25 protein-coding genes are annotated in these 26861 nt (G+C 72.3%); 10 read left to right on the top strand and 15 right to left on the bottom strand.

Translation table 11 applies throughout. The annotated features are described in order from the left end of the window. Positions 1 to 180: 180 nt before the first annotated feature. The 3 genes from O3W51_RS21505 (at position 181) to O3W51_RS21495 (ending at position 3783) form a co-directional block, all read left to right on the top strand. The gene (locus O3W51_RS21505) at positions 181 to 1959 is read left to right on the top strand and encodes a diacylglycerol kinase family protein (protein WP_269287166.1); all 1779 of its coding nucleotides are present in this window, start codon (positions 181 to 183) and stop codon (positions 1957 to 1959) included. Further along, positions 1895 to 2848, top strand: a complete 954-nt coding sequence (locus O3W51_RS21500) for a YihY/virulence factor BrkB family protein (RefSeq protein ID WP_138353424.1) — start codon at positions 1895 to 1897, stop codon at positions 2846 to 2848. Before O3W51_RS21505 ends, O3W51_RS21500 begins: the two co-directional genes overlap by 65 nt. An 83-nt stretch (positions 2849 to 2931) precedes the next feature. After that, the gene (locus O3W51_RS21495; protein ID WP_138353423.1) at positions 2932 to 3783 is read left to right on the top strand and encodes a phosphatase PAP2 family protein; all 852 of its coding nucleotides are present in this window, start codon (positions 2932 to 2934) and stop codon (positions 3781 to 3783) included. Positions 3784 to 3823: 40 nt separating this feature from the next. On the opposite strand, the gene O3W51_RS21490 is transcribed toward O3W51_RS21495, so the two are convergent. After that, the gene (locus tag O3W51_RS21490; protein WP_138353422.1) at positions 3824 to 4675 is read right to left on the bottom strand and encodes an LLM class flavin-dependent oxidoreductase; all 852 of its coding nucleotides are present in this window, start codon (positions 4673 to 4675) and stop codon (positions 3824 to 3826) included. Positions 4676 to 4901: 226 nt separating this feature from the next. On the opposite strand from O3W51_RS21490, the gene O3W51_RS21485 reads away from it, so the two are divergent. The 3 genes from O3W51_RS21485 (at position 4902) to O3W51_RS21475 (ending at position 7034) form a co-directional block, all read left to right on the top strand. Then, positions 4902 to 5339 carry an SRPBCC family protein gene (locus O3W51_RS21485; RefSeq protein WP_138353421.1) on the top strand — a complete coding sequence of 146 codons (438 nt, stop codon included), beginning with the start codon at positions 4902 to 4904 and terminating at the stop codon, positions 5337 to 5339. A gap of 52 nt (positions 5340 to 5391) precedes the next feature. After that, positions 5392 to 6342, top strand: a complete 951-nt coding sequence (locus O3W51_RS21480; protein ID WP_232486002.1) for a ribokinase — start codon at positions 5392 to 5394, stop codon at positions 6340 to 6342. A gap of 71 nt (positions 6343 to 6413) precedes the next feature. Further along, entirely contained in the window at positions 6414 to 7034 is a 621-nt protein-coding gene (locus O3W51_RS21475) for an RraA family protein (RefSeq protein WP_138353419.1), read from the top strand. 15 nt (positions 7035 to 7049) lie between these two features. On the opposite strand, the gene O3W51_RS21470 is transcribed toward O3W51_RS21475, so the two are convergent. Continuing rightward, positions 7050 to 7442: a hypothetical protein gene (locus tag O3W51_RS21470; RefSeq protein WP_138353418.1), complete on the bottom strand. Its 393-nt coding sequence runs from the start codon at positions 7440 to 7442 to the stop codon at positions 7050 to 7052. Positions 7443 to 7992: 550 nt separating this feature from the next. Then, entirely contained in the window at positions 7993 to 8541 is a 549-nt protein-coding gene (locus tag O3W51_RS21465; protein ID WP_138353417.1) for a ferritin-like domain-containing protein, read from the bottom strand. 335 nt (positions 8542 to 8876) lie between these two features. On the opposite strand from O3W51_RS21465, the gene O3W51_RS21460 reads away from it, so the two are divergent. Next, the gene (locus O3W51_RS21460) at positions 8877 to 9626 is read left to right on the top strand and encodes a YhjD/YihY/BrkB family envelope integrity protein (RefSeq protein WP_244808982.1); all 750 of its coding nucleotides are present in this window, start codon (positions 8877 to 8879) and stop codon (positions 9624 to 9626) included. A 41-nt stretch (positions 9627 to 9667) separates the two neighbouring features. Further along, positions 9668 to 9988: a hypothetical protein gene (locus O3W51_RS21455; protein ID WP_138353415.1), complete on the top strand. Its 321-nt coding sequence runs from the start codon at positions 9668 to 9670 to the stop codon at positions 9986 to 9988. A gap of 6 nt (positions 9989 to 9994) precedes the next feature. Here O3W51_RS21455 and O3W51_RS21450 read toward each other — a convergent pair whose 3' ends face one another. The 12 genes from O3W51_RS21450 to O3W51_RS21395 all read right to left on the bottom strand — a co-directional run bounded on the left by O3W51_RS21450 (position 9995) and on the right by O3W51_RS21395 (position 23227). Further along, entirely contained in the window at positions 9995 to 11590 is a 1596-nt protein-coding gene (locus O3W51_RS21450) for an MFS transporter (RefSeq protein ID WP_138353414.1), read from the bottom strand. Between the two features lie 244 nt (positions 11591 to 11834). Further along, positions 11835 to 12215: an RNA-binding S4 domain-containing protein gene (locus tag O3W51_RS21445; protein WP_138353413.1), complete on the bottom strand. Its 381-nt coding sequence runs from the start codon at positions 12213 to 12215 to the stop codon at positions 11835 to 11837. 45 nt (positions 12216 to 12260) lie between these two features. Then, entirely contained in the window at positions 12261 to 13478 is a 1218-nt protein-coding gene (locus O3W51_RS21440) for a glycosyltransferase family 87 protein (RefSeq protein ID WP_269287164.1), read from the bottom strand. A 239-nt stretch (positions 13479 to 13717) separates the two neighbouring features. Further along, positions 13718 to 14884 carry a glycosyltransferase gene (locus O3W51_RS21435; protein WP_138353412.1) on the bottom strand — a complete coding sequence of 389 codons (1167 nt, stop codon included), beginning with the start codon at positions 14882 to 14884 and terminating at the stop codon, positions 13718 to 13720. A gap of 394 nt (positions 14885 to 15278) precedes the next feature. Then, a complete protein-coding gene (locus O3W51_RS21430) occupies positions 15279 to 15623 on the bottom strand; it encodes a hypothetical protein (RefSeq protein WP_138353411.1) in 345 nt (114 codons plus the stop codon). A gap of 73 nt (positions 15624 to 15696) precedes the next feature. Then, a complete protein-coding gene (locus O3W51_RS21425) occupies positions 15697 to 15864 on the bottom strand; it encodes a hypothetical protein (protein ID WP_269287163.1) in 168 nt (55 codons plus the stop codon). Between the two features lie 170 nt (positions 15865 to 16034). Then, positions 16035 to 17288 carry a DUF2637 domain-containing protein gene (locus O3W51_RS21420; protein ID WP_138353410.1) on the bottom strand — a complete coding sequence of 418 codons (1254 nt, stop codon included), beginning with the start codon at positions 17286 to 17288 and terminating at the stop codon, positions 16035 to 16037. Positions 17289 to 17454: 166 nt separating this feature from the next. After that, positions 17455 to 18426, bottom strand: a complete 972-nt coding sequence (gene egtD / locus O3W51_RS21415; protein ID WP_138353409.1) for an L-histidine N(alpha)-methyltransferase — start codon at positions 18424 to 18426, stop codon at positions 17455 to 17457. Continuing rightward, positions 18423 to 19175 (bottom strand): ergothioneine biosynthesis protein EgtC, encoded by a 753-nt coding sequence (egtC, locus tag O3W51_RS21410; RefSeq protein ID WP_138353408.1) that lies wholly within the window; start codon positions 19173 to 19175, stop codon positions 18423 to 18425. The genes egtD and egtC overlap by 4 nt, the downstream gene beginning before the upstream one ends. Next, complete coding sequence (gene egtB, locus O3W51_RS21405) at positions 19175 to 20512, bottom strand: ergothioneine biosynthesis protein EgtB (protein WP_244808984.1); 1338 nt, start codon at positions 20510 to 20512, stop codon at positions 19175 to 19177. The genes egtC and egtB overlap by 1 nt, the downstream gene beginning before the upstream one ends. Further along, positions 20509 to 21843 carry an ergothioneine biosynthesis glutamate--cysteine ligase EgtA gene (gene egtA, locus O3W51_RS21400; RefSeq protein WP_138353486.1) on the bottom strand — a complete coding sequence of 445 codons (1335 nt, stop codon included), beginning with the start codon at positions 21841 to 21843 and terminating at the stop codon, positions 20509 to 20511. The genes egtB and egtA overlap by 4 nt, the downstream gene beginning before the upstream one ends. Positions 21844 to 22000: 157 nt before the next feature. Beyond that, positions 22001 to 23227: an aminotransferase class I/II-fold pyridoxal phosphate-dependent enzyme gene (locus O3W51_RS21395; RefSeq protein ID WP_138353406.1), complete on the bottom strand. Its 1227-nt coding sequence runs from the start codon at positions 23225 to 23227 to the stop codon at positions 22001 to 22003. A gap of 113 nt (positions 23228 to 23340) precedes the next feature. Between O3W51_RS21395 and O3W51_RS21390 the strand changes: the two genes are divergently transcribed. Then, the gene (locus O3W51_RS21390; RefSeq protein WP_138353405.1) at positions 23341 to 23865 is read left to right on the top strand and encodes a hypothetical protein; all 525 of its coding nucleotides are present in this window, start codon (positions 23341 to 23343) and stop codon (positions 23863 to 23865) included. Between the two features lie 210 nt (positions 23866 to 24075). Continuing rightward, on the top strand, positions 24076 to 26811 hold the full coding sequence (locus O3W51_RS21385; protein WP_269287162.1) for a glycoside hydrolase family 2 protein: 2736 nt from the start codon (positions 24076 to 24078) through the stop codon (positions 26809 to 26811). Positions 26812 to 26861 lie beyond the last annotated feature (50 nt).

Below are 26861 nucleotides of genomic sequence, written 5' to 3'. Positions count from 1 at the left end.
GGCGAAAGGGCCGGGTGCCGAGGAGCGACACCTTCGGGTATCACGACCCGGACAACGGGCACCGGCCGTACGGCGGGGCGGATATCGATCCGGCCCCGGACGCGGCTCGCCGCACCAATCCGGACCGGAACACCCGGCCGCGGCAGGAGTTGTTCGGCCGGGACGGGCAAGAAGCCGCCTATGAGACCAAGCGACGAAGTGGCCGCGCGGCGTATCGGCGTGCTGCTCGTGATGCAGGGCGCGCTGTTGACGGGCTTCGGCCTGCTGCTCACGCGGTGGCTGGTGAAGGTTCCGCCGTTCACCGCGGAGGACGGGATCAACCGCGCCTTCGCCGCGCACCGGTCGGCGGGCTGGAACAGCGCCACGTACTGGCTGTCCCAGCTGGGCAACACCCATGCCGTCGTGCTGATGACGGCGGTGTCGGTGGCCCTGCTCCTGTTGCCGGTGTACGGGCGGCTCCAGCGCGAAGCGCTGTTCCTGGGCGCCGCGGTGGCCCTGCAGTCGCTCGTCTTCCTCATGGTGACCGCGGTCATCGACCGGGCCCGTCCGGACGTGGCACACCTGGATGCCGCCCCGCCGACGTCCAGTTTCCCCTCCGGGCACACCGGTGCCGCGACGGCGCTGTACGGCGGTCTGGCCGTTCTCGTCCTCATCCGCTTCCGCGGAAACTGGCGCTTCGTGCCGGCCGCGGTCCTGTTCAGCGTTCCCGTGCTGGTCGCGGTGGCGCGCCTGTACCGGGGGATGCACCATCCCACCGATGTGCTCTTCGGTCTGCTCAACGGGGCCGGAATCCTGCTGATCATGGGGCGTTCACTGCTGCCGGCGCGCGCCCGGCCGCAGGTGCCGGGGCAGGCTGAGCACATCACCTCTGCGGGTGCGACGGCCGTCACGCGGTACGGGCGGCGGGCGGCCGTGGTGGTGAATCCGACCGTCGTGGACGACGCGCTGCACGACGCGATCCGCCGCACGCTGGGTCGGTACGGCTTCCAGGACGTCTCCTGGCACGGGACGGCCGAGGACGACCCGGGGAACGGCGCCGTACGGCGGGCCGCGCTCAGGAAACCCGACCTGATCGTCGTGTGCGGCGGTGACGGCACGGTGATGGCCTGTGCCGACGGCCTGGCGCACAGCGGCATCCCGACCGCGGTCCTGCCCTGCGGCACCGGCAACCTGCTGGCGCGCAACCTCGGTTATCCGGTCGATCCCCTCGCCGCTCTCGTCGCCGCGCTGGAGGGCACCACCCACGCCATCGACCTCGGGACCGCCGACGGCGACGGCATCTCCGGAGCCCGGTTCGCCGCCATGGCCGGCGCCGGGTTCGACGCCGCCGTGGTCGGGGACGCCTCCTCCCGGATGAAGGCGGGCATCGGCTGGGCCGCCTATCTGGTGTCCGGGGTGCGCCATCTGCGCGACCCCGGGATGCGGCTGACCCTGCGACTCGACGACGGACCGGAGCTCGGCCGCCGGGCACGGATGGTGCTGGTGGGCAACGTCGGCACGCTGCAGGGCGGTGTGCCGCTGCTCCCGGACGCGCGGCCGGACGACGGGGTGTTCGACGTCGTGCTGCTCAACCCGGCGGGACCGCTCGGCTGGCTGCGCGCCGCCGCCCATGTGCTGAGCCGGCCGCACCACGACAGGACACCCCTGCCGCCGGGCCGCGGTGGACGGTTCGCCGACGGCGCGCTGGAGTACTTCACCGCACGGCGCATCGAGATGACCTTCGAACGTCCCCAGGAACGGGAGTTGGACGGTGAACCGGTCGGTCCCGGCGTACGGCTGGTGATGGAGGTCGATCCGGGCGCCCTGCTGATGCAGTTGCCGGCGACCTCACCCACGGCATCGTCATCGGCGCCGGCGGGCACCGAGGAACCGGCAGTCCTGACAGGAGTACACGATGGGTACGGCAACGCGCGTTCCGCAGACCCGCGACATCACGGGCGACGAACTCTCGGGCGATGATGCCTGGGCCACCCTGCGCCGCTACGGCGGATGGAAACTGGCCCGCGACGCCTTTCTGCGGTTCCGGTACGCCGACGGGTTCAGCCACGCGCGGGCGCTGGCCCTGCAGACGGTCCTGTCGCTGGTGCCGTTCGCCATCGCCGTCGTCGGGCTGTCCACCGTGCTGCACGCCGAAGGCGTCGGGCGGGTGGCCGAACTCACCGTGCTGCGCATGTCGAGCGGCCCGAGCTCCGATGTCGTGAGGAACGCCCTCACCGACAGCCGCCGGCACGCCGACGAGGGCGGACAGCTGGCACTGTGGTTCGGTCTGCTGTTCGCCCTGGTGAACGTCACCACCGCGATGAGCCAGATCGAACGCGGCGCCAACCGCATCTACGGCGTGGAGCGCGACCGGCCCTTCCACCTCAAGTACCGGCGCGGGGTGCTGATGATGCTGCTCGCCGGACTGCCCCTGGGCCTGGGCTCCATCCTCATGGTCGGCGGCGCCGACATCGCCGGAGCGGCGGCCCAGGTGTACCACTGGACGCCGGACCAGACGACGGCCTGGAACCTGCTGCGCCGGCCGGTGGGCATCCTTCTCGCGCTGTTCTCCGCCTCGGTCGTCTTCCGCAGTTCGCCGCGCCGCCGGCAGCCCGGCTACACCTGGCTGGCCTTCGGTGCGGCCGTCTATCTGGCGCTGTGGACCCTGCTGACCTGGCTGCTCAGCCTGTACGTCGAGTTCAGCAGCTCGTTCAACTCCGTGTACGGCCCGCTGAGCGCCTTCATCTCGCTGCTGCTGTGGTCCTACCTCACGGCGATAGCGCTCTTCATGGGCATCGCGTTCGCCGCCCAGTTGGAGGCGGTCCGCGCCCGCGTCAAGGAGCCGGTTCTCCAGGATCCGGGGGTCTGAGCGGTGCGGCTCCGCAACCCGGACAGGTCGGTGACTCGGCCCGCGATGATGATTCTCCGCCGGAACGGGTAGCCGTCACCAGCATGAGGGCACTGTCGCGATTTCCCGGAAACCTGATCCGCCGGCTGCGCGGCCCGGACGAGCGCCTCGGCGTACGGCTGCTGCTCACGGCGGCGGTGTGCGCCGTCGCGACCGTACCGTTCGCCTTCGTTCTGGTCCTCGTGGAGGCCCACTGGGGTCCCCTGCACCGCGCCGACCGGAGTGCGGCCGAGAACCTGCACCGGGCGGCGCTGGACCACCCGGCATGGGTGACAGTGCTGCGCTTCCTCACCAACGGGCTGTGGTCGCCCACCGTCATGCGGCTGCTGGTGGCCGCTGTCGTGGTGTGGCTGCTGTACCGCCGCGCCTGGCGACTGGCCGCCTGGGCCGCCGTCACGGCCGCCCTCAGCTCCATGGTGGGGGTGATGGTCAAGACGGCCGTGGAACGCGCCCGCCCGCAACTGCCGGACCCGGTGGCCCACGCCCCCGGCTATTCGTTCCCCTCCGGCCACGCCATGACCGCCACGACGTCCTGCGGAGTGCTGCTGCTCGTCCTGCTGCCGCTGGTCCCCCGCGGCCTGCGCGCGCTGCCATGGGCGGCGGCGGTGATCTCCGTGGTGGGTGTCGGCTACACCCGGGTCGCGCTCGGCGTGCACTGGGCGAGCGACGTGGTGGGCGGCTGGCTGCTCGGGCTGGCCGTACTCGCCGCCACCACCGCCGCGTTCCAGGCCTGGCGCCAGGAGGCGGGTCTCGCCCACACCTCACCGGCCCAGGGTCTGGAACCCGAACTGGACACCCCGCACACCGCGCCCGAACCGGCCCTCCACCTCGGCCACCACCCCACGGACGAGAACCCGTCCCCTACGGATACGAAGGAGGACGACTCACGTCCGTGAGGGCGGTCGGCCGACCGGCGAACCTCAGAACCTCAGAACCTCAGAACAGGGTGTCGGCGAACCGGTCGACCTGGTCGGTGTCCGGGGACCAGCAGTAGAGGATCACTTCGTCGGCGCCGAGGTCGGTGTACGTACGCACCGCGGCCTTGATCTCCTTCGGATCGCCCAGCAGTCCGTCGGCGAAATGGGAGGCGTCGCCGAGGAACGCGTAGTAGTGGCCGACGTTCTTGCGGGCTTCCGCGACCACCGCGTCCGGGCCGATGGCGACGTTGAGCTGGGCCACCAGCCGGGGCGCCGACGTACGCCCGGCGTCGCGCCAGGCCTGTTCCGCCTGGCGGAACAGGCGGTCGGTGAAGTGCGGTGACGGCGCGGCGCCGAGGAAGCCGTCACCCCAGCGGGCGGCGCGGGCGATCGCGGCGGGGGTGAAGCCGCCGAAGAGCACTTCGGGGCCGCCGGGTGTCACGGGCGCGGGTCCGATCGGTCCCACACCGTCGCCGTAGGGCTCGCCCGCCCAGACGCGGCGCAGTACCGCCATCTGCTCGTCGAGCCGGCGGCCGCGCCGGTGGACGTCGACTCCGGTGGCAAGGTAGTCGTCCTCGCGTCCGCCGATCCCGATGCCGAGGGTGAAGCGGCCGCCCGAGAGGTGGTCGAGGGTGGCGGTCTGCTTCGCCAGCAGTGCGGTCCGGTGCAGAGGTGCGAGCAGTACCTCGGTCTGTACGCGGATGCGGTGGGTGGCGCCCGCGAGGGCGGCCAGGGTGATGAGTGGTTCGGGGTTGTCGTGGACCAGCCGGTCCAGCAGTCCGAGGGTGGTGAAGGGGCCGGCGTCGGCACGACGGGCCCAACTCAGCAGCCGACCGGGATCGTCGACGGGAAGACCGAGACCGATGTTCATGTGTGACTCCTCAAGAAGGGCAGACGAAATCGATGCCGCCCCTCCGTGATCTCGCACGAACGATACGTGCGGGCGCGCTCCCGTTTGCGGCGTACCTCCAGGGAGCGGTGCTCGGAGTCCAGCCATCCTAGAGCAAGCCGCGAGGGACGAGTGGGGTCTTGGGACGGGATCAGGACACCGCGGCGGGTCCCGGCGCCCAGTGGGCGCGCTCGCATAGGGTCACGTGGTGGCTTTGATCAGGATCGAGCGCTCCTCCCCACTGCCCGTCGACGAGGTGTGGCGGCGGCTCACCCGCTGGGAGCGGCACGCGGCCCATGTGCCGCTGACCAGGATCACCGTCACCACCCCGCCGCCCACGCGGCTGGGCACCGTGTTCGTGGCGCGGTCCGGCCTGGGGCCTGTCGGGTTCGACGACCCCATGGAGATCGTGCGCTGGGAACCGCCCGCGCCTGGTGGCACCGGCCGTTGCCGGCTGGAGAAGCGCGGCACGGTCGTCGTGGGGTGGGCCGAGATCGAAGTGGCCGCGCGGGACACCGGATCGCGGATCGTGTGGACCGAGGATCTGCGGGTACGGGGACTGCCGCGGCTGTTCGACGGTCTGACCGTCCGGTCCGGCCGGCTGATGTTCGGCCGGGCGATCTCCGGACTGCTCGCGGAGGCATAGCCCCGGCGTGCCGGGGCGCCCGGTCGCGACGACGAAGAGAAGGACATCGGTGATGGACGAACGGCTGGTCGTGGTCGGCAGTCTCAACATGGACCTCTCGGTCACGGTGCCGCGTCTCCCCCGGCCGGGCGAGACGGTCTCCGGCGCCGATGTCGTCCGCGGACCCGGCGGGAAGGGCGGCAACCAGGCGGTCGCCGCGGCGCGGCTCGGCGCACGGGTCCGGATGGTCGGGCTGCTCGGGGACGATGCCCATGGCGTGGAACTGCGGGCGGCCCTGACGGCGGAGGGGATCGACGACAGCGCGGTGGGCACCCTCCCGGACACCGCTTCCGGACTGGCGCTGATCGTGGTGCAGCACGACGGCGAGAACACCATCACCCTCTCCCCCGGCGCCAACCACCACCTGGACGAAGCCACGTTGCGGAGCCTCACGGAAGGCCTCGTCGCGAACAGCGCCGACACCGTCCTGCTCCAGCTCGAAGTGCCGCTGCCCACCGTGCTGGCCGCGGCCCGCGAGGCGCGCGCCGCCGGGGCGCTGACCGTGCTCAACGCCGCTCCGCTGCCCGGTCCCGGCCCGCTGCCGGCCGAACTGCTGCGTGCGGTCGATGTCCTCATCGTCAATGAGACCGAGGCCGCCGGACTGCTCGGCCTCCCCGACGTACCGTCCGGCGGCCGGGACGAGGATTGGACGGCGCGCGCGGACCAGCTCCGTCGGCTGGGGCCCGGGACCGTCGTGGTCACGCTCGGCGCGGCCGGCGCGGTCGCCGCCGATGCCCGGGGTCCGCTCACCGAACCGGGCTTCCCGGTCGACGCGGTGGACGCCGTCGGTGCGGGCGACGCCTTCTGTGCCCAACTGGCCATCGCTCTCGGTCTCGGCAGCCCGCTCGCCGAGTCCGTCCGCCGGGCCTGTGCGGCCGGCGCCGTGGCCGCCACCCGGCGCGGCGCGCAGAACGCGCTGCCCACCCGGGCCGAAGTCGACTCGCTGCTCGCGGCAACTCCCTGATGATCGCGCGGCAAGGCAACGGTTTAGCCTGGGAGCGACCCGAGTCGGGTGGTCCCGAGTGAAGGAAGAACATGAACGGCGTCACCGGATTCACCAGCGTTTCCCCGACCACGCTCGCCGACGTCCTGGGCCGTGAGCAGGTCATGGACATCGGCATCCGCCCGCTGTGGCCCTCTCCGCGGATTGCCGGCCCGGCGTTCACCGTACGGTGCCCTCCCGGCGACAACCTGATGCTGCACGCGGCCATCCACCGCGCGGAGCCCGGCTCGGTCATCGTCGTCGAAGCGGGTGACGTGGACTACGCGCTCGCCGGCGGCAACGTCTGCGCCGTCGCCCAGCGCCGGGGGATCGCGGCGTTCGTGCTCGACGGTGTGATCCGTGACCTCGCCGAGGTGCGCGAGATGGGCTTTCCCGTCTTCGCCAGGGGCGTCATCCCCATTCCCGGGACCAAGAAGGCCGTTGCGCCGCTCAACGGCACGGTGCGGTGCGGCGGCGTGAACGTGAGCGCCGGCGACATCGTGGTCGCCGACGAGGAAGGCATCGTCGTCACTCCCGGCGCCCGTCAGGAGCAGGTGCTCGCCGACGCCCGCACCAAGATGGCCAAGGAGGCCGGCGAATCCCTCGATGCCTGGGAAGCGGCGCATCGTGCCCGCATCGACGCGATCCTGGCCGAGAAGGGCTTCACCGGCTGACCGAGGCCGTTCGGCTCAGGGGGCGTCGTGCCGCGGCGCGCCTCGTGCGGTCCGGTCCGGTTGGTGTGCGCGGTGCTTCCGGTGCCAGTGGGGGCGGTGCACGGAGACGGCCGTGGCCCGGCGCGTCAGGGCTCCGAGTCCGATCAGTGTGACCGTCCAGGTGCCGACGAAGGTGTAGATCAGCGTCGGTGCGTCGGCGCGTACCGCTTCGATCAGCAGGATCAGGGATCCGGCGGCCAGTCCGCCGAGCAGCGCCACCAGCCAGCGGACCGGCGGGCGTCGCACCCTGCGGTAGGCAGGGGCGACCCAACTGGCCAGCCGGCGCAGGAGTCGGCCTTCACGGCGGAAGTTGACCTCCATACTGCTGAGGATCCGGCGTTCCTCGTCGGTGAGTTCTACAGCTCCCATCGTGTGGGTCCCTCCCCCGTGCGGCTGAACGGACTGATGGCGCGGCGGTCCGCACCGTGCTTCCCGGGGGTTGGAGGGGCGGCGCGCTCGGCTGCCGACGCGGCCGCTCCGGGAAGATCGGGAACCTCGACCAGGGCAGGTAAGTCCGGTGTGAGCTGTGAGTGTTCGTCAGCGTCCATGAGGTGTCTCCGCGATGTCTGGCCCCCGGGCGGAGGCCGCCTCCTGCGCTCCTTCGTCAACGCCGGCCGCGCTTCCGGCCGGACGATACTCCGTGCTCCGCACCGTGCTGTCGTACACCCTCGTGGGTGGCAGGTCTCCGGCCGGTTCAGCTCCGCACGGGGGCGGAGGTCCGCCGGCCGGCCGGAGAACTCTGTACTGAAGCCGCTTCCCCCGGCGCGGGGAGGCAAAACGCCCGGCGCGTGACAGGGCTCCCGTGGTCCACGTGGACCCGAGCGCGCCCCTCGACGCGCCGCGGACCGGTGCGCGGCACGCCCGGGAATCCTGGCGTGCCGCGCACCGGTCCGCGGCGGACGGGCGGGAGTTCGGGCCGTCAGAGGCCCGACTTCTCCTGAGGGATGCGTTCCAGCAGCCCGCGCAGGTCGTCCGCGTGCTCCTCCTCCTGCGCGAGGAGCTCCTCGAACACCCGGCGGGTGGTCGGGTCGCCGTTGCCGAGCCACTGGGCGATCTCCGTGTAGGAGGCGATGGCGACCCGTTCCGCCACCAGATCCTCCTTGATCATGTCGATCAGCCCGAGGCTCGCGTCGTACTCGGCGTGCGACCGCTTGGTGAGGGTGTCCGGGTCGAAGTCCGGCTCCCCGCCCAGCTGGACGATCCGCTGGGCCAGCTTGTCCGCGTGCGCCTGCTCCTCCTGGGCGTGCTCCAGGAACTCGGCGGCGACGGGCTCGGAGTACAGCCCGGTGGCCGTGAAGTAGTGCCGCTTGTAGCGGAGCGTGCACACGATCTCGGTGGCCAGTGCCTCGTTCAGCACCTGGATGACCCGTTGCAGGTCAGCGCCGTAGGCATCCGTCACCGGACCCTTCTCGATCTCCTTGCGTGCCCGGCTCCGGAGCGTTTCGATGTCGGTCAGGAACTCCGCCATGTCGTACTACCGTCCTTCGTGATCTGCGGCCAAGACGAACGGGAGACCCGTCCACGCGCTGCGCGTACCCGGCCGTCCCGCCCGGTACGCCCTCCCCGGCCGGAGATCAGCCACCCGGCCCCGGCGTTGCCGGTGGCAGCGGGTCATCCGGCCGAATCCGGCTCCCCCCCGCGCGAACCGCACACCCGGTCGCACCGACGGCGTTCGGCCCGTGCAGACGCCCCAGGACGGGGTAGCAGACCGGCATGGGCTCGGAGTCTGTTCCCGGTACCCGCCGCACCGCGCACTCCGGCTCGGACGGTCCGTCGTCCCGCCGGGGGCCGAAGCCTGCCCGGGTGGCGCGCCGGATCTGGCGGCGGGGCGTGGAGATAGAGCTGATGCAGCGGTCGATGGGCTTCGCCGCACTCGGCCTGGTGACGCTGATTCCGCTGCTGATCGTCGTGGCGGCGGCGCTGGGGCACAACGGCCAGGGGTTCGTGGCGTGGGTGCGGGACGCACTGGGGGTGACGGGCGGATCCGCGCGCGCGGTGGAGAGCCTGTTCAGCAGCCCGGCGCGGGTGCTGAGTACGACGACCGCGCTCAGCCTCGGGTCCCTGGCGGTCTTCGGGCTGTCGTTCATCGCCGCCATCCAGACCGCCTACGAACGCATCTGGGACCTGCCGTCCGCACCCTGGCACGCCACCTGGCGGCGGGCGCTGGCTCTCGCGCTCCTGGTCGGCTACCTGCTGACGGCCGAGTACGCCGACCACGTCCTGCAGGACACTCCGCTGCAGCCCCTCATCCGCATCGTGGTGACGGGAGTCGGGGGCGTGGCGTTCTTCTGGTGGATCCAGCACTTCCTGCTGTGCGGCCGCATCGGCCGGCGGCTCCTGCTGCCCGGCGCCCTGCTGACCGTGGGCGGGCTGGTCGGTCTCCGGTTCTTCTCCATCACCGTCTTCTCGCCGCTGATCGCCGGCAGCGCGGTCTCGTACGGGCCCATCGGCACCGTCCTGATCGTCCAGTCCTGGCTCATCGGCATCGGATTCGTGATCTATGCGGGAGCGCTGGCTGGGCAGGGGCTGTACGAGCGCAAGCGTCCTCAGTGACGTGACCGTGCCACCATCCGACCGGTTGGGAGAGGACGACAGTGGAGCGTTGGCAGTACGGCTTTCTGTACATCGGGTACTACGGGCCCCCGGGGGCGGAAAAGGTCTACGAACTGGTGGTCACCGGCGAAGGCGCGGAGATCGTCGCGCTGGAGGACTCGACGCTGCAGACCCCCGCCCTGATCCTGGCCCGGCTCGACCGGCTGGGCGGCGAGGGCTGGCTGCTCGAGGCCCGCGGCGATGCCGAGTACAGCGCACAGGGGATGGCACCGGCCTGGATGCTCGACAAGGTCAGGGAGCTGGATCCCGGGGGCGAGATGGGGACGTACTCCATCTACACGATGCGGCGGACGCTGGACTGACCGCTGTCAGCCGATGCTGCACTTGCGGGCGGTCAGCGGCGGCCCGTCCACCGCGCAGTGCATACGCGGCGCGGGCTGCTCCTCCTCCCCCTCCTCCTGCGGCGCTGCCGGCGCCTCGGCGGGCGGGGGAGGTGGGGTGCGGATCGTGATGGCGGCCAGCGCGGCGCCCGCGGCGAGCAGCGCCGCCGCGATGACCAGCGACTGGTGGAATCCGTGCGAGAACGCCTCGGGGTCGTCGTAGCTGCGGCCCGTCAGTCCGGTGACGGCGGGCAGCGCGGCGACGGCGATGAGGCCGGCGGCGCGGGCGACCGCGTTGTTGACCCCCGACGCCACGCCGGCGTGCTCGGCGCCGACGGCGTCCAGGACGGTGGCGGTGAGCGGGGCGACCAGGACGGCCAGGCCGAAGCCCAGCACCACGACGGCGGGCAGCACGTCCTGGACGTAGTCGGCGTCCGGCCCGATGCGGAACATCAGCAGGATCGCGGCCGCGCAGATCAGCGGTCCGATCGTCATCGGCAGCCGGGGCCCGATGCGCTGCGACAGCCGGCCGAAGCGCGCGGAGAGCAGGAGCATCATGATCGTGATCGGCAGCATCGCCGTCCCGGCGGCGATCGGCGAGAATCCGGAGACGACCTGCAACTGGACGGCGAGCAGGAAGAACACTCCGCCGAACGCCCCGTAGACGGCGAACGTGACTCCGTTCGCGGCGCTGAACTGGCGTGAGGAGAACATGCTCAGCGGCAGCATCGGGTGCGCCTGGCGTGCCTCCGCGACGAGGAAGCCGGCCAGGGCGGCGATGCCGAGCGCACCGCTGACGAGCACCGTCGGCGACCCGGCTCCGTGCTCCGGGGCGGCGATGATCGCGTAGGTGACGCCGGCCAGTCCGACACAGCTCAGGGCCGCGCCGAGCACGTCGATCCGGCCGGTGGCAGCCGGATCGCGGGTCTCGGGGACGTGCCGCCGCGAGATGAGGACGACGGCGACGGCGAGCGGGGCGTTGATGAGGAACACCCAGCGCCAGGAAGCGGCCTGGACGAGCCAGCCGCCGAGGAACGGGCCGATCGCGGTCGCGACACCGCCGAAGGCGGACCAGGAGCCGATCGCCCGCGCCCGGTCCTCCGGGTGGAAGGACGCCTGGATCATGGCCAGGCTGCCGGGCATCAGCAGCGCTCCCCCGACGCCCTGCAGCGCTCGTGCGGCGAGCAGCAGGCCGGATGAGGGCGCCAGCCCGCACAGCAGGGAAGCGGCGGCGAACCACAGGACGCCGACGTTGAAGACCCGGCGCCGGCCGTACCGGTCGCCCAGCGCTCCGCCGAGCAGGATGAGTGAGGCGAGTGCGACGGTGTACGCGGTGACCGCCCATTGCAGGGTGCCGAATCCTGCGCCGAAGTCACGGCCGATCGCCGGCAGGGCGATGTTGACGACGGTGGCGTCGATGCCGGCGAGCGCCGACCCGAGGATCGAGGCGACGAGCACCCACCGCCCGGCGGCGGAGCGGACGCGGATCTCCCCGGCCGTCCCGGTCCCGCCGGGTTTCCCGGCCACGCCCGCCTGCCCGGCCTCGTCCGTCTTCCGGCGGGCCGCCCGCGACAACGAGAACATGGCAGGGCCTACCGTTCTGATCCGGGCAGCCGGAGCGATACGCCGCCGGTGGCGGGTGCGGGCGCGCGGTCCAGGAACTCGATCGGGTTCGTGGTGATCGCCTCCCAGGTCAGCGCTGCGCGATCCGGTGGGCCGGGGGCCCGGCCGGCACGGTTCACGCTAGGTGCGCCGATCTCCTACGGCAAGCGGTCCGGGAGCCCGGACGGCGACCACGCGGCGCCCCGTGGCCGCCGGTCGTGCGACGTCAGGCGTCGATGTCCCGGAGGCGTTCCATCTCGCGCCGGTCGCGCTTGGTGGGGCGTCCCGCCCCGCGGTCGCGGTGGCCGATCGCCAGGAGGTCCGCACGGGCGGGCGGCGGCGGGCTGTTGTCGACGAAGCACTCCGCGGCGACGGGCGCCCCGACGCGCTTGCGCACGATGCGCGAGACGACCACGATTCGCTCGGCACCCTCCCCGCGCAGCCGTACCTCGTCCCCGGCCCGCACCGTGTGGGCCGGTTTCACCCGCTCACCGTTGACCTTGACGTGGCCGGCGCGGCACGCCGCGGCGGCCATCGACCGGGTCTTCGTCAGCCGTACGGACCAGATCCAACTGTCGACCCGTACGGTCCCCTCGTCTGCAGCCATGACACGACCTTAAAGCCGGCGCGGCCCGGCGTGGCCAGGATGGGGTCAGCTGCCGCCGACGGCCCCGCTCTCCAGGGGTACCTGCCGCAGTCCGGCACGGCGTCCGGTCGCACGGGAGGTCCGGCCGGACGGGACCGCCGCGCGCCACAGCCGTACACACGACAGCAGCGTCGCGGCCGCCAGCAGGCTGTTGCGCGCCAAGAGGACGGCAACGCCCTGCCAGGAGCTGTTCAGCACCGCGCCGAAGAACAGCGGGAAGTCCACGGCGGTGACGGCGGTGGCGAGGAGCAGCAGTACCGCCACCGGGCGCTGGGTGGTGCCGCGCACCGTCAGGCACACCGCGGCGAGGGCGATCAGCCAGATCAGGTACTGCGGGCTGATCACCCGGCTGGTGGAGGTGAACAGCAGCACCGCCGTCAGGGCCGCGTCGTAGACGGTGGCCTCGCTCCAGACCCTGGCCCGCCAGCGCCACAGCAGCAGCCATCCGAACGCCACCGCGGTCAGCAGCAGGGAGCCGCGGGCGACGCTGGAGACGTAGGGGCCGAGGAACTCGAACGAGCCGTAGTGCATCCTGACGCGGCCGGGCCAGCCGCCCAGCCGGGCCAGGTGCAGCAGGGTGCCGCCCATCGACTCGACCTCGACGCCCCGGTTGCCCTGCGAGGACAGGAATCCGAACGTCCCGCGGAAGCCCAGCGCCAGCACCGTCAGCAGCACCGCCGCGGACCCCAGCACCGCGCTCCAGGCCTGGCGGGTGGACCGGCCCCTGGGGGTGCCGAGCACGATCAGCGCCGGCCACACCTTGATCATCGCGGCGAGCCCGGCGAGAGTGCCGCCGAGCCACGGCCGCCGGCCGATGACCAGCAGGGAGAGCACGGCCAGCGCGGTGACCGCCACATCGAACCGCGCGAAGGGCAGTGCCAGCAGCAGGGGCAGACCGCCGGCCCACAGCCAGGCGCCGGCCGCGCTGCCGGACCCGCCGGCCGGACCGCCACTGCGCGCGGCGCGCACCAGGGCCAGCACCACCACGGCGTCGGCCAGCACCATCAGTGCGACGAATCCCTGCAGGTACGACACCACGGGCAGCAGACGGGGCGCGAGCATGACCAGCCCCGCGCCCGGTGGGTACTGCCAGGTGACGTCCCCGGCCGGGAACGATCCGGCCGCCAGTTCGCCGGCCCAGCGCGTGTACAGCCGGTGCACCTCTTCCGCGATGTCCCCGCGCCCGGTGCGCAGCATGGCCAGCATCACCAGCCGCGAGGCCACCCAGTAGGCCGCAAGCGGCCACCAGCGGGACCCGATGCCGAATCCAGCAGGCGCCGTACGCTCCCGGTCCGTTTCGCACGCACATCCCGTGCACTCGGCCTCACCGCACGACGCCACCCGAACCTCCACAGTCCACGCCACCCGCCAACCACACCACCTCCGACGCTAAAACATCACAAAAGCTGCCAAAATGACCAACACGCTGAAATCGTTCACCAAAGCTCAGCCTGCTCAGCGGCTCAGCCGGGCAGGCCCTGCTCCGCCACCAGGTCTTCCAGGAGCGCGACGGCCCGGTCGGCGCCCGGCAGGGCGGCGATCTCGTCCCGCAGTCCTTCGGCGGCCAGCCGGTAGGACGCGTCCGCCAGTACCTCGACGACCGCCTCGCGGACGTGGTCCGGGGTGGCCGACACGGCGTCGAGCACGCGGGAGACGCCCAGCGCGGCACAACGGGCCGCGTTCTGGGGCTGGTCGGCGCCCATCGGGATCAGCACCGACGGCAGACCGTACGCCAGCGCGCCGATCACGCTCCCGGACCCGCCGTGCGAGACGACCACGTCGCAGTGCGGCAGAAGCGCCGCCTGCGGGACGAAGCGCTCGATGCGCACATGGCCGGGCTGCGGTCCGAGTTCCGCGGGGTCGATGTCCTTGCCGACCGTCACGACCACATTGACCGGCAGATCCCGCAGCCCCTTCAGCACCCGCGCGAAGAGGTCCCCCGACTCCACGTTGAACACGGTGCCGAGGGTGAAGTAGACGGTCGGAGCGTCGTCCAGTTCCCCGATCCACTTCGGCACGGCCTCCTCCGCCACCGCGTCGAGGCCGCGCGGCCGGAGCGCCTGCCCGGTGGGCGGCAGCGGGAAGTCCGGGTGCCGGAAGCCGGGCGGGAAGGGCGCCAGGACGAGGTGGCGGCCGAGCATCTCCAGCCCGGGGTCGGCGGGCAGGCCGTGCTCGGCGCGCAACTCGTTGAGCGGCTCCGCGATCAGGTGGTGCCGGACGAACGAGCCCTCGGCTATGACGAGCACGCGCGCGTACGGCAGCCCCAGGCGCTCGGCCACGACCACACTGCCGAAGTCCATCTCCTCGCACACCAGCAGATCGGGCTCCCACGCGGCATACAGGTCGACCCCGCTCGCCGCGCGCTCACGCGCCATCCGGCCGGCGAAGGCGTCCCGCAGGACCTGGTCCTCGCGCTCGGTACTGACCGCGAGGAGCGGACGCCGCTCCGCCTGCCATTCGCGGCCGGTGTCCTCCTCCAGGACGTCGAATCCCGCCGCCGCCACCGTCCTGGCCATGCTGGGACGGCAGGTGAACACGACGGTGTGGCCGGCCTCCCGTGCGGCGTCCGCGATCGGGATCAGCGGTTCGAAGTGGCCGTTCCCTCCGACGAAGGTGAACAGAATGCGCACGGTGGCGTCCCCTCTCGCTCGCGAAGGTCGACATCATGCCATCGTTCCGCGAGCGGGAGACGGGGGACGGTCCACGACCGGACAGCGGGCTCGGCCCAGGGCGAGCCGCGCTACTCGGCGGGATCGGGCTCCACCAGCAGCCGGGCTGATCGGCCGCACCCGGGCCGCGCTGCTGACCGGCCTGACGGAACCCGCCTCGACCTCCGCGCTCGCCCACCGCCATGCCTCGCGGGCGGCACCGTATCGGAGCACCTGTCGGTGCTGCGGGACGCGGGCTTCGTCGTCGGCGAGCGCCTCCGGCACGAGATCCGCCACCGCCGCACGGAACTCGGCCACGCGGTGGCGGAGCGCGGGCACGGCGCCGGGTAGCGCACTGAGGCGGCGGCGACCGCCGTCAGGACGTGGGGCGCTCGTAGAGTCGGTCGAGCCGGTGGTCGAGGGCGACCAGGTCCGGATGCCGGGCGACGAAGCGCTTGCCGCGCTCCCGTTCCCGGACCGCGTCGCGGACGCTGCGCCGGGCGGCCCGGTGGAGCGCCGCGGCGAACCGGGCGGCCGGTTGCCCGGCGGCGGCCAGCTCAGCGGCCACGGCACGGAACTCCGCGTCGACCTCGGCGAGATGGGGACCGCGCCGGTCGGCCGCGTCCTCGACCGCGATCCGGGCCTCGGCCCGGTCGATGCCCAGTCGTGCGGCAAGCCGGAACGCGATCGTGTCCAGAACACGCTGCTGCTCGGGCGTCATGGATCCAGTGTTGCGCACGGAACGCCGTCGCGATAGCGTGCCGGGCCCCCTCGTCCGGAGGCAGATCCGCACGTCAGTCCTGGGGCTCGCCGTCCGGCGGGTCGATCCGGCGGGACTCCTCGGCACGGCGGCGCAGGGTGTTGCGACGATATCCGGCCACGGCGATCAACAGGCCCGCGGCAAGGCTGACGCCGACCCACAGGCCGAGCCACTCCAGAGCCGTGATCACCAGCGCCGCCACCTCCTTGTCTCGCCGGCTGCGCGGGGCAGATGGCGGCGGGTGAGGCGAACCCGTCAATACAACGCATTGCTACCGGATCATGCCGAACCGCTCTTACCGGAGTGTCCCAGCCCGTCGGCGTCCGGGAGGACAACTTCCCGCAACGGTCACTCCTCCGGGGGAGGTTGCTCTCAAACCTCCACACCGTATTCCGCTCCCGAGCGCTCCTCCTCGTAGCGTTCCCGCAGTTGGCCGGCATAGCGGCGCAGGCTGTCGGGGCTCAACGGCTGACCGCCGCGGCCGGAGACGTTGTAGCGGACGAAGAGACTCTTCGCGAGATCGTCGAAGGTCGGGTACTGGCCCAGGGCGTCGGTCAGTTCGACGAACGCGGCGTAAATGGTGTCGAGGCGCGAGGCGGCGCCGGCGGGACCCGCGGGCGCCGCGGCCGGCTGCTCTCGCGCGGCCACCGGTTCCGGCTCGGGCGCCGTGCGGTCGTCCGGCGCCGGGTACGCGCCGAGCTCGCCGGACTCGTCCGTGGGCAGCACCGGGACCGGGGTGAACCAGAGGTTCTCGTATCCGTCGCTCCCGTCGTCCTCCGCCGGCTGTCCGGGGTGGGCCCGGCCGTCGACGCTGTCCGGGCCGGGGGCGGCGGACTGCTCATGGCGCGTGGCTCCGGCGTCCTCGCCCTCTGCGGCGGCCTCAGCGGTGGCGCCGTCCGGTCCCCCGGGGCCGGCGGTGACGGCGGGCACGGTGGGAAGGGTGATGCCGGCGGCGGCGAGGCCGAGGGTGGCGGTTTCGGCGAGGGGGATGCCGTAGCGGGCCAGCCGCAGCGGCATGAGGGCTTCGATGGGTGCTTTGCGGCGCCAGGCGCGGCCGTAGCGGGCTTGGAGGCGGGCCTGGTAGACGAGGCGGTCCTGCTCGAGGCGGATGACCTGGTCGTAGGAGCGCAGCTCCCACAGTTTCATGCGGCGCCACAGCTTGAAGGTGGGGAAGGGGGCGAGCAGCCAGCGGGTGAGGCGGACCGACTCCATGTGCTTGTCGGCCGTCAGGTCCGCGACCCGGCCCACCGCGTGCCGGGCGGCCTCGACGCAGACGACGAACAGCACCGGGATGATGCCGTGCATGCCGACCCCGACCGGGTCGGGCCAGGCGGCCGCGCCGTTGAACGCGATGGTCGCGGCGGTCAGCAGCCACGCGGTCTGGCGCAGCAGCGGGAACGGGATCCGCATCCACGTCAGCAGCAGATCCAGCGCCAGCAGCACCACGATCCCGGCGTCCACCCCGATCGGGAAGACGTTCGCGAACCAGCCGAAGCCCTTGTTCTGCGCGAGCTCCCGCACCGCGGCATACGATCCCGCGAAACCGATCGCGGCGATCACCACCGCACCGGCGACGACCACACCGACAAGAATCCGGTGCGTCCGGGTCAAACGTATCGCGGGCACCCGCGACCCCTCCTGTAGGTGTCGTACATCAGTTCAGCGGTGCCCAGAGTCTCATGGGCCGAGCCCGCCGGAAGTGACACCCCTCGAACACCCCTGACATGAGACCGGCTCCCGCACCGCCGAGGGCGGTGCGGGAGCCGGTCACGGTGTCCGCGGAGAAGCGCCGTTACCGGGCGACGGACAGCGACAGCCCGAACCTGCCGCCCGTGTCCGTCCACCAGTGGCGCAGGTCGAGCCCGGAGGCGTCGAGCTCCTCGCGCAGGCCCTCCTCGCGGAACTTCGCGGAGATCTCGGTGCGCATCTCCTCGCCCGGCTCGAAGGTGACCGCGAGGTCGAGCTCGGGGATCTTCACCGTCAGGTGGGAGCGGGCCCGCAACCGCATCTCGATCCACTCGTGTTGCCGGTCCCACAGAGCGATGTGGTCGAACTCACCCGGGTCGAAGTCGGCGCCGAGTTCGCGGTTGATGACGTGCAGCACGTTCTTGTTGAACTCCGCGGTCACCCCGGCCGCGTCGTCGTAGGCGGCGACGAGGGTGGCCTCGTCCTTCACCAGGTCCGTGCCGATCAGCAGCGCGTCGCCGGGGGCGAGTCCGGCGCGGACCGCGGCCAGGAAGCGGGCGCGTTCGGCGGGCAGCAGATTGCCGAGGGTGCCACCGAGGAAGGCCACCAGCCGCGGCCCCTCGGCCCCGGGCACCCGCAGGTCGCCCAGGAAGTCGCCGATGAGGGCGTCGACACGTAGCCCGGGGTACTCCTTGAGCAGCGCTTCCCCGGCCTGTTGCAGGGCCGCCTCACTGACGTCCACGGGTGTGTACGTCTTCAGCGTCCCGGCGGCGAGCAGCGCGTCGAGGAGCAGCCGGGTCTTGTCGGACGATCCGGAGCCGAGCTCGATGAGGGTGGCCGCTCCCGTGGCGGCGGCTATCTCCTGCGCTCTGGTCTGCAGGATCTCCCGTTCCGCCCGGGTCGGGTAGTACTCCGGGAGCCGGGTGATCTCCTCGAAGAGCTCGCTGCCGCGGGCGTCGTAGAACCACTTGGGCGGCAGCCACTTGGGGTCGGCGGTGAGCCCTTCGCGTACGTCGGCGCGCAGGGCGTCGGCGGTGGCGTCGGCGGGCAGGCGGCGGGTGAGCGTGAAGGTACTCAACGGTTCGGCTCCTTGAGCGTCGTGAGCTGGATCTCGTCGGGGGTGGCGACGAGCAGGGTCCGGTCGGGGACCCTGACCCAGGTGTCCTCGTCGTCGTGGGGTTCCGAGACGACGAGGACCGAACGGCCCGGCTCGTGGCGGTAGTAGAGGGTGTCGCCCCAGGTGGTGGCGGCGATGACGGCACCGTCGGTGAGAAGGAGGTTGAGGCGCCCCCGGTCGTGCGGGGCGAGGTCGGCGATGGTGCCGGCGAGAGCGTCGCCCGGCGGCTCCCCGGCCCGCAGCCGGTGCAGTGCCAGGGCCCAGACGAACGCGGAGTCGCAGCGCGCGTCCAGGGAGAGCAGTTCCGCGGCGGAGAGCCGCGCGGCGGCGGGCTCCAGGGTCGCGGGCCAGCCGGTGAGCGCCCCGTTGTGGCTGAAGAGCCATCGGTCGGCGGCGAACGGCGCCGCGGCGTTCTCTCCCGCCGCACCGCCCTCGGTCGCGGAGCGGACGGCGGCCAGCAGCGCGCCGGTGCTGATGACGCGGGCGAGGTCGGGGAAGGAGGCGTCGGCCCAGATCGGTCCTTCGCGGCGGTAGCGGGCGGGCACCGGATCGCGGTCCGCGTACCAGCCGACGCCGAATCCGTCGGCGTTGACCGTTCCGTGGCGCTGCTCGCGGGGCGCCCAGGACTGCCGGTACAGACTGTGCTCCGGCTCGGTGAGCACGGTGCGCAGCGCGACGGGCGGCCCGAGATAGGCCAGATGCCGGCACATCAGCGGCTGTCCTGGGAGCGGGCGGTGCGGAAGCCGGAGAAGATCTGCCGGCGTACGGGGTGGTCCCAGTTGCGGAAGGTGCCGCGGCAGGCGACCTGGTCGACGGCGAACGCTCCGCCACGCAGCACCTTGTAGTCGCCGCCGTAGAAGACCTCGCTGTACTCCGGGTAGGGCCACGCGGCGAATCCGGGATAGGCCAGGAAGTCGCTGCCGGTCCACTCCCAGACGTCGCCGATGAGCTGGCGCACTCCGAGCGGGGAGGCTCCGGCGGGGTAGCTGCCGGCGGGGGCGGGCCGCAGGTGCCGCTGGCCGAGGTTGGCGTGTTCCGGTGCCGGGTCCTCGTCCCCCCACGGGTAGCGCCGGGAGCGGCCGGTGGCCGGGTCGTGGCGGGCGGCCTTCTCCCACTCGGCCTCGGTGGGCAGCCGGCGGCCGGCCCAGCGGGCGTAGGCGTCGGCCTCGTACCAGGACACGTGCAGGACGGGCTCGTCCGCGGGCACCGGTTCGGTGACGCCGAAGTGCCGGCGCAGCCACTGGCCGCCTTCCCGGCTCCAGTACAGCGGGGCGAACAGCCCGGCCCGCTGCCGGTGCTCCCAGCCGGGACCGGTCCACCAGCGCGGGTCGTCGTAGCCGCCGTCCGCGATGAACTCCAGGTAGGCGCCGTTGGTGACCGGCGTGGTGTCGATGTGGAAGGCGTCGACCTGGACGCTGTGGGCGGGGCGTTCGTTGTCCAGCGCCCAGGGTTCCGCGGAGGTGCCCATGGTGAACGGTCCGCCGGGCACCAGGACCTCGCGCGGCAGCGTCGCGGCGTCGGCGGGCGCGGCGGGCGGCGACGGGGCGCTGAGGACGGCGGGGCCGGTGCGCAGCTGATGGGTGATCAGCATGGTCTCGTCGTGCTGCTGCTCGTGCTGGGCGACCATGCCGAAGGCGAATCCCGCGACGAGGAGGCCGCTGCCGTGCAGCGGGGTCTTCTCGATGAGGTCCATGACCCGGCCGCGGACCTCGTGGTTGTACCCGCGGGCCTCACCGGGCGGCAGCAGGGGCAGCCGGGGCCGTTCCGCGCGGGGGTGCTCGAACGCATCGTAGAGCGAGTTGATCTCACTGGGGAAGATCGGCTCGTGGCCGCCGACGGTGCGCAGCAGCCACAGCTCCTCCTGGTTGCCGATGTGTGCGAGGTCCCAGACCAGGGGTGACATCAGCGGTGAGTGCTGGGCGGTGAGGTCCGGGTCGTCGACGCATTCGGTCAGGGTCCGGGTGCGGGCGCGCGCGGTCGTCAGGGCCGCCGCGATGCGGGCGCGCAGCGCGTCCTCGTCCGGTCCGGGGGCGGTGCTGTCGTTCACGCGCGGTCCTCCTTGGTCGGCGTGCCGGTCCGGGCCGGCGGGCGGCCGGACGCGGAGCGGACCTGGTCGATCAGGTCGTCGGCGGGACATCGGCCGCGCGCGATGTAGCGCTCGGCGAATTCGGTGACGGTGGCCTGGACGTGCGCGGGTGCGCCGATCCGTGGCAGCGCGTCGAGGGCGGCCCGGAAGCAGGCGTCGGCAGCCCTGCGCAGGGCCGGGTCGGTCAGGCCGCGGCGGGCCGCGCGGACCCACAACGGGTTGCGCGGGGCGGGCGGGCCGCCCACGCCCAGCGGCAGCAGGGCCTGCAGCGCCGCCTGGTGGGCGACGGGGTCGTCGAACAGGGCGGTGACCACGGCCAGTGGCACGATCCAGCCGTCCTCGCCGGACTGCGCGTCGATCATGCGCAGTTCCAGGTGGCCCTGCGGGCGGACGGGCGGGAACAGGGTGGTCAGGTGGTAGCGCAGATCGTCGAGGGTGGGTGCGGAGCCGGCCGGGCCGCCGTTCCCGATCCAGTCACGGAAGGTGAGTTCGGTGGGTGCGGTCCAGGGCAGGCCGTCCTCCTGCCGGATGCACATCACCGGCGCGTCGAGGGCGTACCGGGCCCAGGCGGCGCGGGGTTCACGGTCCAGCGGCGGGGCGAGGGTGCGGGCGGTGTCCATCAGCGACCACACGGCCTGCCGGGTGGACCGCCAGCCGCTGGGGAGGCCCTGCCGCAGCGGTGAGTTGGCGAACGCGGCGACCAGGACGGGGCCGAGCAGATGGGCCAGCCGCCAGCGGGAACGGATGCCGTGCGGGCCGGGGCTGTCGGTGCCCGCGTCCACGCAGACCTGCACGGAGGCGGTGCTGCACATCATGGAACGGCCGGCGGTGCCCGCCCGGTCGAAGTACTCCTCCATCGCGACATAGCGCGGGAGGTCCAGGATGCGGCGCGGTGTGCGGTAGGGATCGTGGCCGTGGCCTGCGGCGACGAGGCCCCGCGCCTTGAGATGGCCGCGGACGGCGGCCAGGTCGGCCGAGGTCTCCTCGACGCACTGCGCGAGGGAGTCGGCGGGGCGGGAGCTGAGTTCTATCTGGCCGCCCGGCTCACGGGTGAGCCCGGCGTTCAGCGGAAGCTGTTCCAGGCCGCTGACGGCGTCTGCCAGCCGGCCGGGGTCGATGTGCAGGGCCGGGTCGTGCGCGTCATGCAGAAACCACTCGAGCTCGGTACCGATCCTGGTCGGTGGGCCGGTCTTGAAACAGATGCCGTGGATGAACAGCTCGGCCTCTGCCTCGGTGACCGGTCCGGCGGAACCGGGCTGCCGCCGGGCCGGTCGCCTGGCGGTGCCTGCCATGTCATGGCGCATGGTGATGTCTCCCATCGGGCCGTTGTAACGGCCGCTAACCAATGTGCCTCACTACGGCCGATCGCGCTCACTTTTTCTTATGGTTTGTTCGAATATGTTCACTTTTTGGCCGGTGTTCTCTTGCGTCACATGCCCCCCGCATGCGTCACCGGTCCCCCGACCGCATTCCCGGCCGCTTTTCGGCGAAACGGGCGATCCGGTCGGCCGCCTCGGCGAGCGCCGGCTCCGGCAGCGCGAAGTTCAGGCGTGCGTAGCCCTCCCCCGCCGCCCCGAACGTGGCGCCGTCCGTCAACTCCACCCCGCACGCGGCCAGCAGCACCTCGCGGATCCCGGCATGCGGCGCGACACCCTGCGGCAGGGCGCCGCCGAAAGCCGCTCCGCGCAGCCACAGCAGGAAGGACGCCTCCGGCACGCATGCGACCGCTCCGGGAACCGCGTCCGCCAACCGGGTGACGATCAGGTCCCGCCGGTCCGTCAGCCCGGCAGTGAGTGAACGCAGCCACGGCTCGCCGTGTTCCAGCGCGACCTCCTGGGCGAGCGCCCCGAGCAGTCGGCCGCCCTCGAAGAAGCCCCATCCCTCCAGCGTGGCGACGACACGTCGCCGCAGGTCGGCGTCGGGCACGAGGAGGAACGCGTCCGCCAGGCCGCTGACGTTGAACGCCTTGCCCACCGAGTGGACGACGACGGTGTGCCGCGCGAACTCCCCGGCGGCGTGGACGGCGGTGATGTGCCGGTGCCCGGGATGCACGATCTCGCAGTGCACCTCGTCGCTGATCAGCAGCCCACCGCAGTCGGCCGCCGCCGCGGCGAGCGCATGCAGTTCCGCGGCGTCCCAGACCCGACCGGTGGGATTGTGCGGGCTGCTCAGCGCCACCACGGCGCCCGGTTCCCGGCGGCACGCGTCGGCGAACCCGTCCACGGCCAGCCGGTATCCGCCGCCCGTCCGGTCGAACGGGATCTCCCGTACGGACCGGCCCGCGGCACCGGCGACGGCCGAGAAGCCGCCGTACTCGGGCGTCGGCGTCAGCACCGGGCCGCGCGGCGCCGGGCCGGCCGCGGCCGCGTCGAGCAGCACGCGTACCGCGGTGCGGGGACCGAACGGCAGCAGCACCACCCAGTCGGGGTCGATCGCGGCCGCGTGGCGGCGGGCGTACCAGCGTGCGACCAGCTCCCGGGCGGCGGGATCGGCCCGGGTGTACCCCAGCGCGCGATGGTCCAGCCGGTCCCGGAGCGCCGTGTAGAGGGCCGGAAATCCCGGCAGGTCCATATCGGCCACGCCCAGCGGGATCCGCCCGGCGTCCTGCTCCACGCCCGCGGTCAGCCACTTCACGCTCCGGGTGCCCGTCCGGTCCAGCCCGCGTCCGCCGTCCATCGGTCTCCCTGTCGTCGCCGCCGACCAGCCCGTCCGTCCCTGCCTACCCGTCCAGTCGAAGTAAACAGCGAAAATCGCTTGCCCCTCCGATCCGGAGGAGTAATTTTGATTACATGATTACAGCGAAGGATCGTGAAGCGGTACGCGGCTGGTTCGCCGGGCGCCTGCCGGAAGGACTGTTCACCGAGCTCCTGGACGTCACCGTCGACCGGGAGGAGATCACCGTCGTCGGCCGGATCCCCGAGCCCGAACTGGCCGCCGGCGTCTCACAGGCGGAGCGGGACGCGGCCCAGGAGGGACGCATCGCGGAGTTCCGCGGGCGCACCCGCGGCGCCCGCATGGAGGTGGCCCGGGAGGCCGAGGAGAAGTACGGGCGCAAGGTGTCGTGGGGTGTGCAGTGCGCGGACACCCGCAGCTGGTACACCACGGTCGCCGCGCCGGTCATGACGCGGCTGCGCCAGCCCGAGCGCCAGGTGCTCGACACGCTGATCGCCGGGGGCGTGGCCCGCAGCCGCAGCGACGCGCTGGCCTGGTGCGTACGGCTGGTCCAGCGCAACGCCGACGAGTGGCTCGGCGACCTGCGCGGCTCCCTGGAGCACGTCGAGCAGGTGCGCGCACAGGGGCCCGACACCGACTGACACCCGTCCGCCGCGGACCGACACCCCTTCGTGCCGGCGCCGTCCCGCCACCGCGGGACCGCGTCGGCACGCGCATGTCTCCCAGGCGCCGTTGACACGGCCTGCCCGGCTCCTTAAATTCAGGGGAACCGCATTGGTAAAGTTCCTTAACTTAAAACTCGGCACCCCTGCCCAGGCGCGAACCCCCCACGAGCCACTGGGAGATCCAGCGTGTTCCTCCGTCCGGCACCACACCATCGACGGCAGGCCACCGCGGCGGCACTCGCCGTCCTCGGTCTCGCCCTCGCCCTCGTCCTCCCCGCCAACGCAGCTCCCCCGTCCCCCGCCGCCGCCCGCCCGGCGGCACCGGTCACCGCGACCGCGTCGGGGCCGGGCTCGGCGACCGCCCTCACCGGCTACGCCATCCAGTCGTCCGCCAAGGTCGCCGACCCCCCCACCGCGGTCTCCACGCCCGGCTACCCGGCCGCCGGCTGGTTCCCGGCCGGTCCGCGCTCCACCGTGCTCGCGGCACTGCTCGCCACCGGCCGCTACGCGGACCCGTTCTACTCGCAGAACCTCAAGAAGATCCCCACCGCGGACTTCGCCGTCCCGTGGTGGTACCGCTCCGACTTCACCGTCAGCGACACGTCCGCGCGCACCTATCTCGACTTCAGCGGCGTCGTCTCCGCCGCCGACGTGTACGTCAACGGCGTCCGGATCGCCACCAAGGACGCGGTGTCGGGCGCCTACACCCGGCATGAGCTGGATGTCACCGCGCAGGTCACGGCGGGTACCAACACCGTCGCCTTCCTCGTCCAGCCGAACGATCCGCGGAAGAACCTGACCATGGGGTGGATCGACTGGCTCCAGCCGCCGCCCGACGAGAACATGGGCCTGGTCCGGGACGTCCTGGTGCGCCGCGGCGGACCGGTGGCGCTGCGGGACGCGCATGTGGTCACCGCGCTGGCGCTGCCGTCCCTCGGCTCGGCCGACCTGACCGTGAAGGCACAGGTCCGCAACGACTCGGCGGACCCGGTCACCACGACCGTGTCCGGCACGATCGGCGCCATCACCTTCAGCCAGAACGTCAGCCTCGCGGCACACCAGACGAAAGCCGTCGCCTTCGCGCCGTCCGGCTACCCCCAACTGCGGCTGAACCAGCCGGCGGTGTGGTGGCCGGCCGGCCTGGGCGCCCAGGCGATGTACGACCTGCAGCTGACCGCCACCGTCTCGGGCACCGCCTCGGACAGCGCCCAGGAGCGCTTCGGCATCCGGGACGTCAAGGCACCGGTGGACGGCAACGGCGCGCGCCAGTACTCCGTCAACGGCCGCAAGCTGCTCATCAAGGGCGGCGGCTGGTCACCCGACGTGTTCCTGCGCTGGGACCGCACGTACACCGAGGACCGGCTGCGGTACGCGCTGGATCTGGGCCTCAACACCATCCGGCTCGAAGGCCATATCGAACCGGACGAGTTCTTAGACCTCGCCGACCGGTACGGCATCCTGACGATGCCCGGCTGGGAGTGCTGCGACAAGTGGGAGGGCAACGTCAACGGCGGCGAGCCCGGCGACAAGTGGACCGCGGCCGACTACCCCGTCGCCAAGGCGTCCATGGCCGGTGAGGCCGCCCGGCTGCGCGACCACCCCAGCGTCATCTCGTTCCTCATCGGCAGCGACTTCGCCCCGGACGCCACCATCGAGAAGGGGTACGTCGACGCTCTGAAGGCCGCCGACTGGCCGACACCCGTGGTCGCGGCCGCCTCCGCCAACTCCGCGCCGCTGTCGGGTCCGTCCGGCATGAAGATGAGCGGGCCCTACGACTGGGTGCCGCCCAACTACTGGTACGCCAAACGTGAGGGCGGCGCCACCGGCTTCAACTCCGAGACCAGCGCCGGTCCCGACATCCCCACCATGGACACACTGCGCCGCACGCTGTCCCCCGCCGAACTCGAAACCCTCTGGAAGGACCCCACCGCCCCGCAGTACCACCGCTCGCCCTCGTCGACCTTCAAGGACCTCAAGCTCTTTGGCAACGCGCTGACCGGCCGCTACGGCAAGCCGACCGGCCTGGACGACTACGTCCGCAAGGCGCAGCTGGCCCAGTACGAGGCCGTACGCGCCCAGTTCGAGTCCTACGGCCGCAACGCCTCCGACAGCTCCCAGCCGGCCACCGGAGTCATCTACTGGATGTTCAACAGCGGCTGGACCTCACTGCACTGGCAGCTCGTCGACCGCTATCTCGACCAGGGCGGCGCCTACTTCGGCGCCAAGAAGGCCAACGAACCGCTGCACGTCCAGTACTCGTACGACTCCCGCTCGGTGGTCCTGGTCAACAACCGGCACGCGCCCGCGTCCGGACTGACCGCCCGGGTGAGCCTGTACAACACCGACGGGACCATGAAGTACGACAGGACCAGTACCGGACTGACCGTCGGCGGCGACGGCGCCAAGACCACCGCACTCACCGTGCCGGCCACGGTCAGCGGGCTGTCCACCACCTATCTGGCCAAGCTGGTGCTGACGGACTCCTCGGGCGCCGAGGTCAGCCGCAACGTGTACTGGCTCTCCACCCGGCAGGACGTCCTGGACTGGAACAACACCGACTGGTACTATACCCCCACGACCGCCTACGCCGACCTCAAGGGACTCAGCTCCCTGGCCCCGGCCACCGTCACCGCGACGGCACGGACCACCGCAGGAAGCGACGGTACGTCCACGACCGCGGTCACCCTCAGCAACACGGGCACGGGCAAGGCGCCCGCGCTGCTGACCGACGTCCATCTGGTGGACGGCGCCGGCGCCCCGGTGCTGCCGGTGACCTGGTCCGACAACGAGGTGAGTCTCTGGCCCGGCGAGTCGGTGACGCTCACCGCCTCGTACCGGACCGCGGACCTGCACGGCTCGGCGCCCCGCGTGCGGGTCTCGGGCTGGAACACCGCCACCGCCACCGTCCCCGCGAACCGGTAGTCCCCGCGAACCGGTAGCCGCCGCTACGCACGGATGCCGCGCCCGGCCGC

It is taken from the genome of Streptomyces sp. H39-C1, assembly GCF_027158125.1.
In the GTDB taxonomy this organism is placed as follows: Bacteria; Actinomycetota; Actinomycetes; order Streptomycetales; family Streptomycetaceae; genus Actinacidiphila; species Actinacidiphila fildesensis.
Note: the sequence above shows the minus strand (reverse complement) of the source record. Positions and strands in the feature narration are given on the sequence as shown.